Source organism: Paenibacillus haidiansis, assembly GCF_036553665.1.
Classification (GTDB): Bacteria; Bacillota; Bacilli; order Paenibacillales; family Paenibacillaceae; genus Fontibacillus; species Fontibacillus haidiansis.
The window spans coordinates 64,575-79,327 of sequence record NZ_JAZHPZ010000009.1 but is presented as its reverse complement, the minus strand read 5'-3'; the positions used below and the strand labels follow the sequence as shown (position 1 = coordinate 79,327).

13 protein-coding genes are annotated in these 14,753 nt (G+C 53.2%); 4 read left to right on the top strand and 9 right to left on the bottom strand.

The genetic code is table 11. The annotated features are described in order from the left end of the window. Positions 1–5: 5 nt before the first annotated feature. From V3851_RS17465 to V3851_RS17455, 3 genes are all read left to right on the top strand, one after another. Positions 6–1,349: a glycoside hydrolase family 30 protein gene (locus tag V3851_RS17465; RefSeq protein WP_331847841.1), complete on the top strand. Its 1,344-nt coding sequence runs from the start codon at positions 6–8 to the stop codon at positions 1,347–1,349. Positions 1,350–1,381: 32 nt separating this feature from the next. Further along, positions 1,382–4,603 (top strand): cellobiose phosphorylase, encoded by a 3,222-nt coding sequence (locus tag V3851_RS17460; protein WP_331847840.1) that lies wholly within the window; start codon positions 1,382–1,384, stop codon positions 4,601–4,603. Between the two features lie 326 nt (positions 4,604–4,929). After that, positions 4,930–6,843, top strand: a complete 1,914-nt coding sequence (locus V3851_RS17455) for a HAMP domain-containing sensor histidine kinase (RefSeq protein ID WP_331847839.1) — start codon at positions 4,930–4,932, stop codon at positions 6,841–6,843. Positions 6,844–6,896: 53 nt separating this feature from the next. On the opposite strand, the gene V3851_RS17450 is transcribed toward V3851_RS17455, so the two are convergent. The 8 genes from V3851_RS17450 to ytaF form a co-directional block, all read right to left on the bottom strand. Next, a complete protein-coding gene (locus tag V3851_RS17450) occupies positions 6,897–7,154 on the bottom strand; it encodes an NHLP leader peptide family RiPP precursor (RefSeq protein ID WP_331847838.1) in 258 nt (85 codons plus the stop codon). Between the two features lie 69 nt (positions 7,155–7,223). Further along, positions 7,224–8,168, bottom strand: coding sequence for a hypothetical protein (locus tag V3851_RS17445; protein WP_331847837.1), 945 nt, complete (start codon positions 8,166–8,168; stop codon positions 7,224–7,226). Between the two features lie 165 nt (positions 8,169–8,333). Next, complete coding sequence (locus V3851_RS17440; RefSeq protein ID WP_331847836.1) at positions 8,334–8,747, bottom strand: bacteriohemerythrin; 414 nt, start codon at positions 8,745–8,747, stop codon at positions 8,334–8,336. Between the two features lie 162 nt (positions 8,748–8,909). Continuing rightward, positions 8,910–10,124, bottom strand: coding sequence for a M24 family metallopeptidase (locus V3851_RS17435; protein WP_331847835.1), 1,215 nt, complete (start codon positions 10,122–10,124; stop codon positions 8,910–8,912). A 42-nt stretch (positions 10,125–10,166) separates the two neighbouring features. Next, positions 10,167–10,811 carry an amino acid ABC transporter permease gene (locus V3851_RS17430; RefSeq protein ID WP_331847834.1) on the bottom strand — a complete coding sequence of 215 codons (645 nt, stop codon included), beginning with the start codon at positions 10,809–10,811 and terminating at the stop codon, positions 10,167–10,169. A gap of 42 nt (positions 10,812–10,853) precedes the next feature. Next, positions 10,854–11,732: a substrate-binding periplasmic protein gene (locus V3851_RS17425; RefSeq protein ID WP_331847833.1), complete on the bottom strand. Its 879-nt coding sequence runs from the start codon at positions 11,730–11,732 to the stop codon at positions 10,854–10,856. Between the two features lie 49 nt (positions 11,733–11,781). Further along, entirely contained in the window at positions 11,782–12,420 is a 639-nt protein-coding gene (locus V3851_RS17420; RefSeq protein ID WP_331847832.1) for a TetR/AcrR family transcriptional regulator, read from the bottom strand. A 156-nt stretch (positions 12,421–12,576) separates the two neighbouring features. Further along, positions 12,577–13,224, bottom strand: a complete 648-nt coding sequence (ytaF, locus tag V3851_RS17415) for a sporulation membrane protein YtaF (RefSeq protein ID WP_331847831.1) — start codon at positions 13,222–13,224, stop codon at positions 12,577–12,579. A 144-nt stretch (positions 13,225–13,368) separates the two neighbouring features. On the opposite strand from ytaF, the gene V3851_RS17410 reads away from it, so the two are divergent. Next, a complete protein-coding gene (locus V3851_RS17410; protein ID WP_331847830.1) occupies positions 13,369–13,653 on the top strand; it encodes a twin-arginine translocase TatA/TatE family subunit in 285 nt (94 codons plus the stop codon). 68 nt (positions 13,654–13,721) lie between these two features. On the opposite strand, the gene V3851_RS17405 is transcribed toward V3851_RS17410, so the two are convergent. Further along, positions 13,722–14,690 (bottom strand): MraY family glycosyltransferase, encoded by a 969-nt coding sequence (locus V3851_RS17405; protein WP_331847829.1) that lies wholly within the window; start codon positions 14,688–14,690, stop codon positions 13,722–13,724. Positions 14,691–14,753 lie beyond the last annotated feature (63 nt).

Here is a 14,753-nt window from a genome sequence, read left to right as displayed (position 1 = left end):
TTCGAATGGCAAATTGGTCAAAAGTGCTGACTTCCCGTGATTCCGGCGAGCGTCTGGAACAAAAAGGGGAATTGCCGGCTCGCGCAATCGCTTCGGCGGAAACGGGCATCGGTAAGATTCGGGTGAATCCGAACCAAACGTATCAAACCGTCATCGGTTTTGGCGGCGCTTTCACAGAAGCTGCGGCCTATACCTTGTCGCGGATAAGCCCCGACAAGCGGCGGGAGGTTATTGAAAGCTATTTCGACCCGGAGAAAGGGTTGGGCTATACACTGGGCAGAGTGCATATTCACAGCTGCGACTTTTCGCTAGGCAACTACACTTATGTTGAAGATAACGATGCTGAACTGAATACTTTCGATATTTCGCGCGATCGCAAATGGGTGCTGCCGTTCATTCATGACGCGGTTAAGGCGGCGGGCGGCGATATCACCATGCTCGCATCCCCCTGGAGCCCGCCGGCGTGGATGAAAACAAACGGGGAGATGAATCACGGCGGTCAACTGAAGCCGGAGTTCCGCGAGACCTGGGCTTTATACTATACGAAATTTATCAAGGCATATCGCGAGGAAGGCGTGCCGATCTGGGGCATTACGGTGCAAAACGAGCCGGCCGCCGTGCAAACCTGGGACTCCTGCATTTACAGCGGCGAAGAGGAGCGGGACTTCGTCCGCGATTATCTCGGCCCGACGATGCACCGAGAAGGACTGGAGGATGTGAAAATTCTCGTCTGGGACCATAACCGCGATCTTATGGTGGAGCGGGCATCCGCGGTGCTGAGCGACCCGGAGGCGGCGAAATACGTCTGGGGTACAGGCTTCCACTGGTATGTCAGCGAAGCGTTCGAAAACGTCGGCAAGGTGCATGATTTGTTCCCCGACAAACACCTGCTCTTTACGGAGGGCTGCCAGGAAGGGGGCGTCAAGCTGGGAGAATGGTTTACCGGCGAACGCTACGGCCGCAATATGATCGGCGATCTCAACAACTGGACGGAAGGGTACCTTGACTGGAATCTGGTGCTGGACGAAACGGGCGGACCGAATCATGTGGGCAACCTGTGCGACGCTCCGGTCATCGCCGACACGGTAACCGGAACCGTGAATTACAACAGCTCGTACTATTACATCGGCCATTTCAGCAAATTTATTCGCCCGGGCGCTGTCCGTATCGGTCTCGCCTCGGAAATCGCCGATTTGAATATGACGGCGTTCCGGAATGGCGACGGCAGCGTGGCCTTGGTCGTCCAGAACGAAACGGACGACAGCCGGGATTTTACGCTCGAATTCGGCGGAGAAGCCGTGACGGATAGTCTTCCGGGGCATTCGATCGCAACTTACATCATTAAATAACGCGGAACAACCGTTAGTGGAGGATAGAAGACATGCCAAATTACTACTTTGATAAAGACGCATTTATGATAGAAGAATTCGACAAGGCTTCGCCGTTTTCCAGCTTCTTGCCGGGGTTGGCCGGGCTGAAGGGGATTCCGATGTGGACGTTTTACGTCAACCGGGGACAGGGGATCTGCAGCTTCGGGATACGGGACAAGAACAGCCCGATCATGGAATTCTCCCCGGCCAACATCAGCTATCAATCCGTGTCGCTGCAAGGCTTCAGAACGTTTATCAAGCTTGCGGGCGCCGACCGGATTTACGAACCGTTCCAAAGCGCCTGCCCGGATCCCGCCGCCCGGCGCAGCATGATGATCCGGGCCAATGAACTGGGCATCGAGGAAAGTCATGAAGGTACCGGACTGCGCACCAAAGTGACCTATTTCCATATTCCGCATGAAGATTACGCGGCTTTGGTGCGCAAGGTGGAGATCGCCAATATATCCGGCGAATCTATTGTCGTGGAGGCGCTGGACGGTCTGCCGGAGATTCTGCCTTACGGCGTGGAGAATGCCGGGTACAAGGAGATCGGCAACCTGCTGCGCAGCTGGATGGAAGTGGACAATCTGGAGCACGGCATTCCGTACTACCGCAACCGCTCCAGCACCCATGACGAAGCCGAGGTAAGCGAAGTCCGCAGCGGCCATTTTTACTTGTCGTTCGATGAGCAGGGTCAAGTGATACGTCCGTTCGCCGATGCTGAACTCGTGTTTGGCGCGAACACCTCGCTCGGATACCCGGACCGGTTCGCCAGCACCCCGCTTGCCGAACTGGCGGCCCTGCCGCAGTACTGCACGAACAAGGTGCCCTGCGGGTTCACGGGCATTGCCGCCGAACTCGCCCCGGGCGAGAGCAAAACGATCTATACGCTGATCGGCCATTTCGACAGCGTCGAGCGGCTCAACGACAAGGCACCCGCGATTACATCGCCGGCCTATGTCGAGCGGAAGCTGCAAGAAGCGCGGGAGCTGACGGAGTCGCTCACGGCGGATATCGCGACCGCAACATCGCTGCCGTTGTTCGATGCATATTGCAGGCAGAGCTATCTGGATAATTTTCTGCGCGGCGGATATCCGTTCATCTTTGAAAACGGCAGAGAGGGCTTTGTGGTCCATCTTTACTCGCGCAAACACGGCGACCTTGAACGCGATTATAACTTCTTCTCGCTCGCCCCGGAATATTATTCGCAAGGAAACGGGAATTTCCGCGACGCCAACCAGAACCGGCGCAGCGACATTTACTTTAACCCGAGGGTCGGCTCGTTTAATATCAAGACCTTTTTCAGCTTGATTCAGGCCGACGGGTACAATCCGCTCGGGGTGGAGGGCACGAGCTTCCGGGTGCCGGTGGCCCGGGAAGAGCGGCTTACGGAATGGCTAAAGGGCGCGGCGGCCGACCATAGGGAAGAACTGCGGGCGCTTTGCCTCGGCAAGTTTACGCCGGGGAAGCTGATTTCTTATATCGCGGCGCATGGCGTTACGCTAAATATGAGCGAGGAGGCGTTCCTCACCGGCGTCTTCTCGCTGGCCGAACAGCAAATCGAAGCCGGTTTCGGAGAAGGCTATTGGTCGGATCACTGGACCTACAATATGGATCTGATCGACAGTTATCTCGATATTTTCCCGGACCGCAAACTTGAGCTGCTCTTCGAAGACAATGAGTACGCTTATTTCGACAGTCCGGCAAGAGTGCTGCCGAGAAGCGAGAAATATGTTATTAGCGGGGATAAGGTGCGTCAATACGGCTCGCTCGAGCATGATGAGGAGAAGATGCGCCGGTTCGGCTTAACGCTGAAGGATACTCACTGGCTGAAAACCGGGCACGGCATGGGAGAGGTGTACCGGACCAATTTGTTCGCCAAATTGCTGTCCTTGTCCCTGGTCAAATTCGCCACACTCGATCCGTACGGCATGGGGATCGAGATGGAGGGGAACAAGCCGGGCTGGAATGACGCGATGAACGGATTACCCGGCTTGTTCGGCTCGGGGATGAGCGAGACGTTCGAATTGAAGCGGATGCTGAAATTCATACGGGAAGCGGCGCTGGAATCGGGGGATAGAGAGGTGCGCCTGCCCGAAGAGATGGCGAATTTATTGGAGGAAGTATACGGCCTGCTGAACCGCCATTTGCAGGGAGAACTCGAATCGTTCGATTATTGGGATCAGGTCGCCGCGTGTCGGGAGCTATACCGCGACAACATCCGCTTCGGCATCGACGGCGCCGAGCGGACATTAAAGGCATCGTCGCTCATCCCGGCATATGACGCCATGCTGCGCAAGGTTGACGACGGGATTGCCCAAGCGATCCGATTGGGCGGCGGACTGGCGCCGACCTATTTTGCCTATGAAGCGGTGGAGTTTGAACCCGTACTGGACGAAGCGGGTCAGCCGGCGATCAGCTGCTACGGTTTGCCGAAGGCGTCGGTGAAGAAATTCGCGGCGCGCCCGCTGCCGCATTTTCTGGAAGGGCCGGCACGCTGGATGAAGACGCTGGAAACCCCGGAGGAGGCCAAAGCCGCCTATGAGCGGATCCGCCGCAGCGACCTGTATGACGCCGAGCTGCAGATGTACAAAACCTCGGTAAGCCTGGCCGAGGAAGCTCATGAAATCGGGCGAATCCGCGCGTTTACGCCGGGCTGGCTGGAGCGGGAATCCGTCTTCCTGCATATGAGCTATAAATACTTGCTCGCTTTATTGAAGAGCGGGCTTACGGAGCAATTTTTCGCGGAAATCCGCACTTCGCTGATTCCGTTTCTCGATCCGGCGGTTTACGGACGCAGTACCCTGGAGAATTCATCGTTCATCGCGTCCGGCGTCAACCCGGACCCGCAGGTGCACGGCCGGGGCTTTGTGGCCCGGCTTAGCGGCTCCACCGCCGAATTTATCAGCATGTGGATCACGATGATGGCCGGCAAACAGATTTTCCGGTTTATAGACGGGGAACTCCGACTTGGCTTCAACCCGTCGCTTCCCGGCTGGCTGTTCGACGAACAGGGAGAATTGTCGTTCCGGTTCCTCGGCAAGACCGAAGTGACTTATTATAATCCGGACAAACGGGATACTTACGGGAAAGGAGCCGTCTCGATCGCCAAAATGATGCTGCGGATGGCCGACGGAAGCGATGTAATCGTGGATGGCCCCGTCATTAAAGGCGTGCTCGCCGAAGAGGTTCGCAGCGGCGGCGTGGAACGCATTCGCATCGAATTGGCGTAATTTACGCTGAAGAGTTTTAAAAGGGCACTCATTAGCCTAGAAAATTAACACCAGCCTTTCAACACGGGTCCGTGTTGGAGGGCTTTTTTATTGGGCCGGTCCGCACAAACATCCAAATTAACAACATTTGTTAATCATTTGTGAAAGAATTTGGATGATTTCCAAAACTATTCATAGATTAAAATTGTTAATAACGGTAAAATACTTTTATTGCATTAGAACGATAAAATCATGAATTATTTTTTCCATAAAATTGAAGGTTTATTGGGTAATTGTATCGAAGCATTAAGTAATTCTTATTTCATTGGCAGGGGTGCGGTGCTGGAATGAAAGGTTTCTTTAGAGCCATAGCTATTTTCTTTGCATTGTTTCTAGTAACTTACTGTGCATTCCTATTGGAAATGTCCGACGGTAAAACCGAAAATGAGCAAATGATCGGAAATTGGCAAATTCTTTGGACGAATCAGTTTGACCCTAATTTGAGTGAAGAACAACTGGAGAACCTTAGCGGGTGGGTTGATGTAAGCAAGAACGATCCGGTAATCCCGGAAAAGCCTTACGGGGCGGTATCCCAGTGGATAAAAGTAACTCTTCCCGAGCTGAAGGAAAGCTCGCCCGCTATTTTATTCGATAAAGTCTATGGTAGAGAAATTATAGTCAGCATCGACGGCAACCGGGTCTATGAATCGAGCAGAAGTTATAACTACGGCATCAACAGCCTGCTTATTCCACTCAGCCGGATCCATTCCCATCAAACCATGTATATCGGAATCCACTCGGAGACAAGCCGAATAGGAATCTCCGATGAAATAAGAGTGGGCAACTACCAGGATTTGATCAAGTCGTTCGTGAAAGGCAATATTGCGGACTTCATTTTGGGCAGCACCCTTATATTTATCGCCGTAATTATGCTGGTTTGCTCCCTGTTTTTAAAGTCCGTAAATATGTCCCTATGGTTTTCGTTATGTTTGGTTATTTTATCATGCGGAGCCATCGTCATCACCTATTCATCGTTTTTGTTCTGGTTATTTGACGATGCCGGAGAAATGTTCGTGACTCTGTTTGATTTGGCGCTGTTTTTGTTATTGCCGTCCTTTACCTTTTTCTTTGAAAAAATATTCGGAGTCGGTTACGGCTCGATCATACAGCGGTACCGCAAATTCCAGATCGGGTATTCCGTCTTTTGTTTGCTGCTTCTGATCGTTAATGAATTAAGCCATAGTCGGTTCTATAACATTTACGTCTTCGCTACCACCGACATTCTCGGCTACATCATGATTATTCAATTTATAATTTTGATTTGCACCTCGACGGTGTATGCCTTTAAGGGGAATAAAGAAGCGATTATTTTCTGCATCGGATTTTTGATTTTTGCATTTCTGGGTGCCGGCGAACTGATCTGGTTTTTTGCCACATCGGGATATTATGACTTGTTCTTGTGGAAATGGGGAGTCGTATGCTTCCTGACTTCCTTGATCATCATTCTGGGGAGAAGGTTTGCGGAAAATCATGAGCAGGTTGTCGAATACTCCAAGCAGCTGGAGATGTTTAACAATGAGCTTCAACGCTCGGAGAAAATGGAGATCATTAGCGAGCTGGCGGCTTCCGTAGCTCACGAAGTGCGCAACCCGCTTCAGGTGACGCGCGGATTTTTGCAGCTGCTTGCCGAAAAACAACAGCCTTCCGATAAGGTCTATCTAAATATGGCGCTGGAGGAACTTGACCGGGCTTCCAATATTATTACCGACTTTCTGACATTCGCCAAACCGGAGGTCGGCAAGGTGACGACCCTCGATATTTTGGAGGAGTTTATCCATATCGAGGGCATCCTGATTCCGATGGCCAACCTGCAAGGGGGCAAGATATCCGTGCATATCCCCAAAAATCTGCATGTCAAAGGCAACTCCTCCAAATTCAAGCAGGCGTTTGTCAATATAATGAAAAATAGTATAGAAGCGCTGCATGGGGAAGGGAACATCCAGGTATGGGCTTATGAAGAGAACAATTATGTGACTATTCATATTAAGGATAACGGGGAAGGTATGGATGAAGAAGTTCTTTCAAGGCTGGGTGAGCCTTATTTCTCCAATAAGACCAAAGGGACCGGGTTGGGTTTAATGGTAACTTTTCGGATTATCGAGGTGATGAACGGAGAAATCCACTTTAACAGTGAAAAAGGGGTAGGAACGGAGGTTATTATCCGCTTTCCTTCTATTCAGAAGAAGGTAGATGCCGGATAACTTGTCCATTCCTTCCCCTTCGGAAGGCAGAACCGATAAAGAATCAGTTCAACTTATTTGGAAGCACTTGCCGCCCAAGATCCATATGGAGTTACTTCGCTCTTAATCACTCCGGATGGATTTTGGGGAAGCACCAGATAGAATTCGTCGGAATTTTCTTCTACAGTTTTAATTTTGATGTGATCCGGGAAAATTACACCGAGCGCTTCCTGAATTGCCGCCTTTGGGTCGGCGAGCAGTTTTGCTTTAAAGCTTGGGTCTTGCCATGCTTTTTCAATTACTTGTGATTGAAGGAGAGCTCCAGATGTCATTTGAATCACCCTTTCTTTTAAAATGGTTATATTTACCTTTTTTATTATAGCATAAATCAGGTTTGATAGCTAGGAATTATTCATATTTTTCGACAACCAGTATTCCAATCCGCCCCGTGTTAACATCATTCGTTCACGTTCGATCTCCATGGCACCTTCTTCCAAATTGCTTCGCAGGAATTCGTGAAATTCGTACAAATCCGGTACCGACTGCTTTAGATCATGAAGGGATTCATGGTTACGGTTGGACAATTCCGAAAGCCGCGACAGAACCCCATAAGTGTAAATTCCTTGCCGGATCTCGTCGGGCGTAGGACGATGATCGGCCGGGATGCCGGCTTCTCTCCGAACCTTTGAGATAAGAGAATTATAGCTGCCTTCCTGCAGATCCTTCTCCCAATCTTCCCAATCGTCAAGCAGCTGCAGCGTAACCAGTACCGTATCCACCGCTTGCTCCAGGCGGGAGATATGCGTCTCGCCTCCCTCGGCGCGAAGCATGGAGCCGGCGACGGACAGCTTGACCGGCGCGGCTTTGCGGCCCATAAGCACCGGGTTGTCATGCAGATAATCCGACCCGGCTTCCTGGGATACGGCTTCGGCCCATTCCGATACATACTTTCCATAATAAGCCCAAAAGGAAGAATCTCCGGGAAAAATGCCGGTATAATACCGCAGGAATTCCAGATGAATCATCTCCGCAAGCGGCAGCCGCCGTGTCGCTGTAGGCTCGGGCTCGTCCATGCAGGCATCGATCAGATGGTAGTACATCATCCCGAGAATATTGGCGACCGCTAGGCGCCGGCTGTCCCCGGCCCGGTGACCGGCTGTCCGCTCCAGCCAGAACGGCAGAAGATAACATATGTAATTTTGGGAGTGCTTTTTGTTCAGGATGTTAAATCCGTCGAGATAAACCAGTGCCTGCGACCGGAACGGCTCCGGAAAGCCGGACAACACCGCTTGCGCATCGTCAAAAGCAAGCTGGAGCTGCTGCTCATAGGCGGTTAGCCACTGCAAATAAAAGACCTCCTTTCACTACAGTGTTACCTGAATGATCCCCTTCATTATAAATGAAGTTCAGATAAGAAGATACCGGAGGCGGACGTACGGGGAGAATCGTACCGAATTCTTCAAAAATGAAAAGCGCCCGATAGCGGACGCTTTTTTCTTGCGGTTTAATATTCAGGCCGTGCCTTTTTGCTGGTTCATATAGGCCGCGATCAATTTGTCGCATTTGCTGATATGATTGATGAGCCAATCCGTCAGCATCCGGTTCAGCTTGATCGTTGTCAGCACGGAGGTCCCTTTGGCTTTCACGCTTTCCTCCAGCTCAAGCACCGTTTTGACGAATTGCGCATGCTCCTTGCGGTGGTCGGCAAGCTCGGGAAAATGAATATCTTCCATGACCTCTTCTTCGCTTCCAAAATGCTCTAGGGTGTAATCCTTAAGGAATTTCAGAGTTTCCTCGATTTTCTCGGCGCCTTGCCGGTTATTGCAGGCATCCATAAATTCGTTCAATTTAACAAGCAACTGCCGGTGCTGGCAGTCGATCTTCTCGATGCCGATATCGTAAGCGTCTTTCCAAGGAATCATCATCCTCACCACTCTCAAAAAAATTGAAAAATATGAATTCAACATATTTTCCCTCTTCATTCGGGTGGAGAACAGTGAATAACATCACATATTGTCGTCGTGACAAGAAAATTTGTTAGGTTTCTTGACATCATTCATAATAAGACTGCCTGTATGAAAATTCGGCTAAAGCACCACCAAGTCCCGTGTCAGCTTGTTTAGCCGCTCGTTGCCGTGCTCGGTAATGAGCAGCATATCCTCGATCATGACCGAGCCGACGCCGTAGCCGTAATACGGAGTCTCGATGCAGACGAGCATCCCCGGCTCGAGCACGGTCGTTTCGGCGGCGCTGAAGAATGGCGCCTCCTCGGTGGCCAGGGAGAGGCCGATGCTGTGGCCGAGATGGCCGCGGTTGTATTCCGGCAGCCCGGAGCGACGGATGACCTCCATGCCCTCGGCGAATACCGCGGCCATCGGCACGCCGGGGCCGGCCAGCTCGAGCATGCGGTCATGGCCGGGCCGCAGCGCCGCGTAGGCGCGCTTGGCGGCATCGCCCGGCTCGCCGAGCGCGAACGTGCGGGCGATGTCCGCGCCATAGCCCTGCACGTCGGCGCCGACATCGAATTTGACGATGTCGCCGGGGGCCGCGCGGTGCGGCCCGTACACCGACGCCGGCGCGAACGCGGGGCCGACGGAGATCGTGGCGAAGCGCTCGCTGAAGCCGAAGCAGCGGCGCGTCGCCGCGATCCGGAACGCCGCCGCCAGCTCGGCGGCGGTGACGCCGGGAGCGATCGCCGAGACGGCCTCGGCGATCGCTTCTTCCGAAATCGCGCAGCTCTCGCGCAGCCGCACGATTTCGAAACCGGTCTTACGCGCGCGAAGCCGCGTAAAGAGGGGGGCGGCGTCCGCCCAGCGCGCCAGCGGCAGCCGCTCCGCGAGCAGGGCGCGCGCCGGGCCGCGCATGCCGCCGAGCTCGGCGGCTATATGGGCGCCGCCCGCCAAGCCGCCGGCCTGGAGCACGCCGACCAGCGCCGCCAGCGCGGCGTCCGGGCCCGGGGCATCCGGACGCTCGCCGCGGAACAGATCCTTTCTCATTCCGAAAGGATCGTCCAGATCGATCCATTGCGGGTAAGTAACGACGTCGAAGCCCGGGATACTCTCAGGCAGTCCCGAAGCTTCGAATTCGCTCATCAGCAGAACGGATTTCCGGTTCGGATCGCGGAAGACGACGGCAAACGCCGCCTCGCTCATCCGGAACGTGTACATAAACATGCTGGGCTGGCCGGACAAGTAATAGACATTCTCGGCGGTGGACGCGATCAGGGCGTCGAGCCCCTCCCGCTCCAGGAGGTCTTTGGCCCGGCCGTTGACATCCAGCAGGTGTTCTTCTTTGGTATTCACTTCGCTCCAGCTCCTTGGGTAGGGTCGCTAAATTGGTTTTGGTTAATAGGCTTTGGATAGACGCTTTTCAATCCGGTCCAGGATGATGGAAAGCCCGGTGCTCATGATCCAGTACATCAAGCCGATCGCCAGAAAGAACGGCATGGCGACATAATATCTGGACATAAGTAATTGAGCCGCTCGGAACAGCTCCACTACGGTGACCACGGATACGAGGGAGGTCTCCTTGAGCATCCCGATGAACGAGTTGCCGAGCGGCGGAATCGCGATCCGGGCCGCCTGCGGCAGCACGACGTAGCGCATCGTCTGCCAGGGAGTCATGCCGAGCGACTGGGCCGCTTCGGTCTGTCCGTGATCGACGGACATAATCGTGGCCCGGAACGTCTCGGACAAATAGGCGCCGATGTTGATGCTCATCGAAATGTAGGCCGCCATCATAGGGCTCAGTGAGATGCCCCAGTCCGGCAGTCCGAAGTACACGATGAAGATCTGCACCATGAGCGGCGTTCCCCGGATAATCGAGACATATACCCGGGCGATCCCCCGCAGCAAGGCATTCCCCTTCAGGCGGGCGATGGCGACGATCAGCCCGATGATCAGTCCGAAGAACATCGATACCAATGTAATCTTCAGCGTGACATAGGCACCGGTCAGCAAATATTGAATATTGTCGAGCACGAGCTCCATCCGGTTTACCTCCCATCGATGTTGGCGGTGTTATCGTACTGCTTAGAAGTTTGGATCGACGTCAAACCATTTGTTGTAGAGGGTTTTCAGCGTACCGTCGTCCTTGATTTCCTGCAGCGCCTGATTGACGGCTTCCTGCAGCTCGGCGCTGCCTTTCGGCATCGCTACTCCGGCATAATCCGATTTCAGCGGATCTCCGACCGTTTTCAACTTCAGATTGTTGCTTTCGATCAGCGGCTTCAGGGCGAACACATTGTTGATCGTCGCGTCGATCCGGCCGCTGTTCAGGTCCATCAGCGCGTTCAGGTTGTCGTTGTAGGTGACGATTTCGAACTCGCCGACTTTGGGCAGCACTTCGTCGCGAAGGTATGCCTCGTCATTGGTGCCGAGAGCGACGCCGACCTTTTTGCCCTTAAAATCTTCCACCGATTGAATGCTGTCATTGTTGTCCTTGACGATGATGCTGACATCATTTTTCACGTACGGCTCCGAGAAATCGATCGATTGCTTGCGCTCGTCGGTAATCGTCACTTGGCTGACCAGCGCGTCGTATTTACCCTTCTGCAAGCCTTCGATAAGTCCGGAAAATTCACCGGTGACGAACTCGGCTTCAACGCCGAGCCGTTTGGCGATTTCTTTGGAAATATCGGCGTCGTACCCGTCCACTTCATTGTTTTCGTTGACGAAGTTGTAAGGTGCATAGGTCCCCATCAGCCCGATCGTAATTTTCCCCTTGCTCTTGATGGTTTCAAGCGAATTGCCGCCGGTTGGGGCGGTGCCGTTTTGCGCCTCGTTATTGCTTGGCGGTTCCACCGTATTGCCGGTGTTGCCCGGATTTCCCGCATTTCCGCAAGCGGCTAATACTAGGATCAAAGCGGTGAAGAGGGTGAGAAGAAGGAAGTTTTTCTTTTTGGATTGCATGTCGGTTCTCTCCTTTTTTATCTTGAAGTAGGTTAATAGACAGTTGTTCTTATTGTCCCGGCTCGCCGATCAGCCCGTAAAATTCAAACCGGGCGGTGGCGCGGGCCATCTGCTCCGCCGTAAAGACCGGGACGTAATCGATATCATGCTCCGGCCCGAACAGCCATTTGGAAATCGTGCCTTCGATAAGTGAAGTCAGAAGCAGCGTTCGCAGTTCCACGCCCGAAGATTCGGGCAGCATGCCGAGCTCGGACGCCCTTTGGATGTTGGCCCGGAAGGCTTGACCGAAAGCTTGCCAGGTTTGCGAGACGGCCTCCTGCACGGCGGGATCGGCCCCTTGGCCCTTGATGAGCAGCAGCGCCATCAAATGCCGCTCGCTTGCCGCGAAGCGGAACAGCTCGCTCAGAAGCCTGCGTGTGGACAGCTCCATATCCGCAACGGTACCCGGCTCTTTACGGTAGCCTGTATGGATCGTTTCGACTAATTTGTCCCTGCCGCTGTAGATCAATTCAAGCGTCATCTTTTCTTTGCTTTCGAAATACCAGTAGAACGTACCCTGGGAGACGCCGGCCGATCTCACGATATCCGAGATTTTGGTGTTGTGGTAGCCTTTCCGGGCAAACCATTCCAGGGCCGTGTCCTTTAATTGCCGTTTCCGTTCCGGGTCCGGTGAGTTTGCCGGATTCAAATCGGATCCCTCCTTCCCGATTGACTCGTCAGTCAGTTAATTCCGATAAATCTAATAGTATTAATAAGCATTTGATTTGTCAATTCGTTATTTAAAATTTTATACAAAAAATAATCAACGCCCCTTGCCAACGGGGAAGGGGCTTGTAAAGAAGATTTATAAAATTTGATGCAGTCCGATCAGAATGAGCAGCAGGCCGGAGATCACCGTAGCGCGATTGCCGAGTTTTTCGGCGGCGAATTTTTCCCCGAACCCGGCGCATAAGGCCAGGAGAATGTAGCTGAACACGCCGACCGACAGCGAGGTATAGAAAATATTTAAATGCGTTATCCCCGCGTTAAAGCCGCCCGCGAGCGCATTCATGGCTAGAGCGATCCCGAGCAGCAAGGATTCCCCGAGGCTGAGCGAATTGGAACTGTCCGCGTCGGCCTCCTCGGGGTTGCGGAGCAGCCGGGTCAGAATCGACGGGTCGTCCTCCGGGGGAACGGTTTTCTTTTCGACATAGGGTTGAATCAATACCCAGACCCCGACGGCCACGATGACGATGGTGCCGATCCATTGCCCGACCCATGGATGAACCCACAAGGCGATCCAGGTGCCGAACCATCCGGACAACAGCGTTGCCAGAAACGAGATGAGCGCGATCGCAAGATTGGAATACCAAGGAATATGGATTTTTCGGACTCCATACGCAATCCCGACTCCCGCGTTATCCAGATTGGAAGCCAACCCGATGGCGATGATCGCCCATAGACTGTACATGTTCATGATGCTCGCTCCTTCGCGTACAATATGCCACAGCATATGCCCAGGAGCCGGTTTTGGTTTCTTTCGGCTGTAATTTACGGGCAGAAGCGAGATTTTTATCGTTTACCCGAGAAATAGTTTTCCAATATTGCGGATAAAGTTGTATAATTTTAAAAAAGATAGCCTAAAGAGGTGATAAATGTGCTTGAAAATTTGTTAAGGCCGTCTCATTTGCTGTTGCTGGTTATCGCCGCCTTGCTGTTATTCGGTCCGAGCAAGCTGCCTGAGTTGGGGCGGAGCTTCGGGACGATGTTGAAGGAATTCAAAAGAGGGGCCCGCGGGGATTATGAAGACGAGAAGCCGCAGGAGGTTTCCGCGACGCAGAACATAGAGGCTGAACCGCAGAACGTACAGACCGTACCGACACAGACTGTACCTGTACAGACCGCACATGCACAGACCGTACAAGAGACCACTAAATCCTGAAAAAATAAATCCTGAATATAGACTAAGGGCGCCCAAACGGGCGCCCTCGTTGTATCTTTTCATATAAACTATCCTTCGAGAAGCAACAAAATAATCGAGGACAGGCCCAGGCAAGTGCTGACCAAGTACAGGACCATGACCGCCTGTTTATTGTTCAGCCCCGCGCGGAGCAAACGGTAATGGACCTGGCTGGCGTCGGCCTGATAAATCGATTTGCCCTGCAGAAAGCGGCGGATCACGACGAACAGGTTATCGAAGATCGGTACGCCGAGCGCAAGCACGGGGATGAACAACGAAAGCACCGTGGCTTGCTTGAACGCTCCGTCCAGCGCGATAACGGCCAGGATGAAGCCGAGGAATGTCGCTCCCGCGTCGCCCATAAACACCTTGGCCGGGGGTTTATTATAACGCAGATAGGCCAGGGTAACGCCGATCAGGGTCATGGATAGCATCGCCGACGTAGTCTGTCCCTTGGTCAAGGCGACGATGAACAAAGTCACGGCGGAAATGGCCGACAGGCCCCCGGCGAGACCGTCCAGCCCGTCCGAGAAATTAATCACGGTCGTGACGCCGAAGATCCACAGGATCGTCAGGATGAATTGCAGCCACACGGGCAGGAGCACATAATCGCCGCTGAACGGATTGACGAATCCGTTGAATCTGATGCCCGCGGCAAACACGAGCACGGCCGCCGACACCTGGACGATCAATTTCGGCAGCGCCGGGAAATCCTTGCCCTTGGTTTTGAACCAGTCGTCGACGGTGCCGATCGCGAGCAGCAGAATGCCGCCCAAAAAGAGCGCCCCGGTCTCTAGCGAGAAATTGCGCGTAAACAGCAGATAGGAGGCGAAAAAGCCGATGAAAATCGCATAGCTCGCGGTCAGCGGAATCGGGCTGCGGTGAATTTTGCGTTCGACGTCCGCTCTGGGCTTGTCCACGAAATCCAGCCGGAAGGCCAGTCTGCCGAGCGGCGGGATCAGAAAATAAACGATCAGAAACGATAACAAAAACGTACAAATATATAAAATAGTAGTCACCACCAAAATTAAATAATGGAGATTTCAACGTATACTCGCTTACTCGCTAACCCCTATTATAAA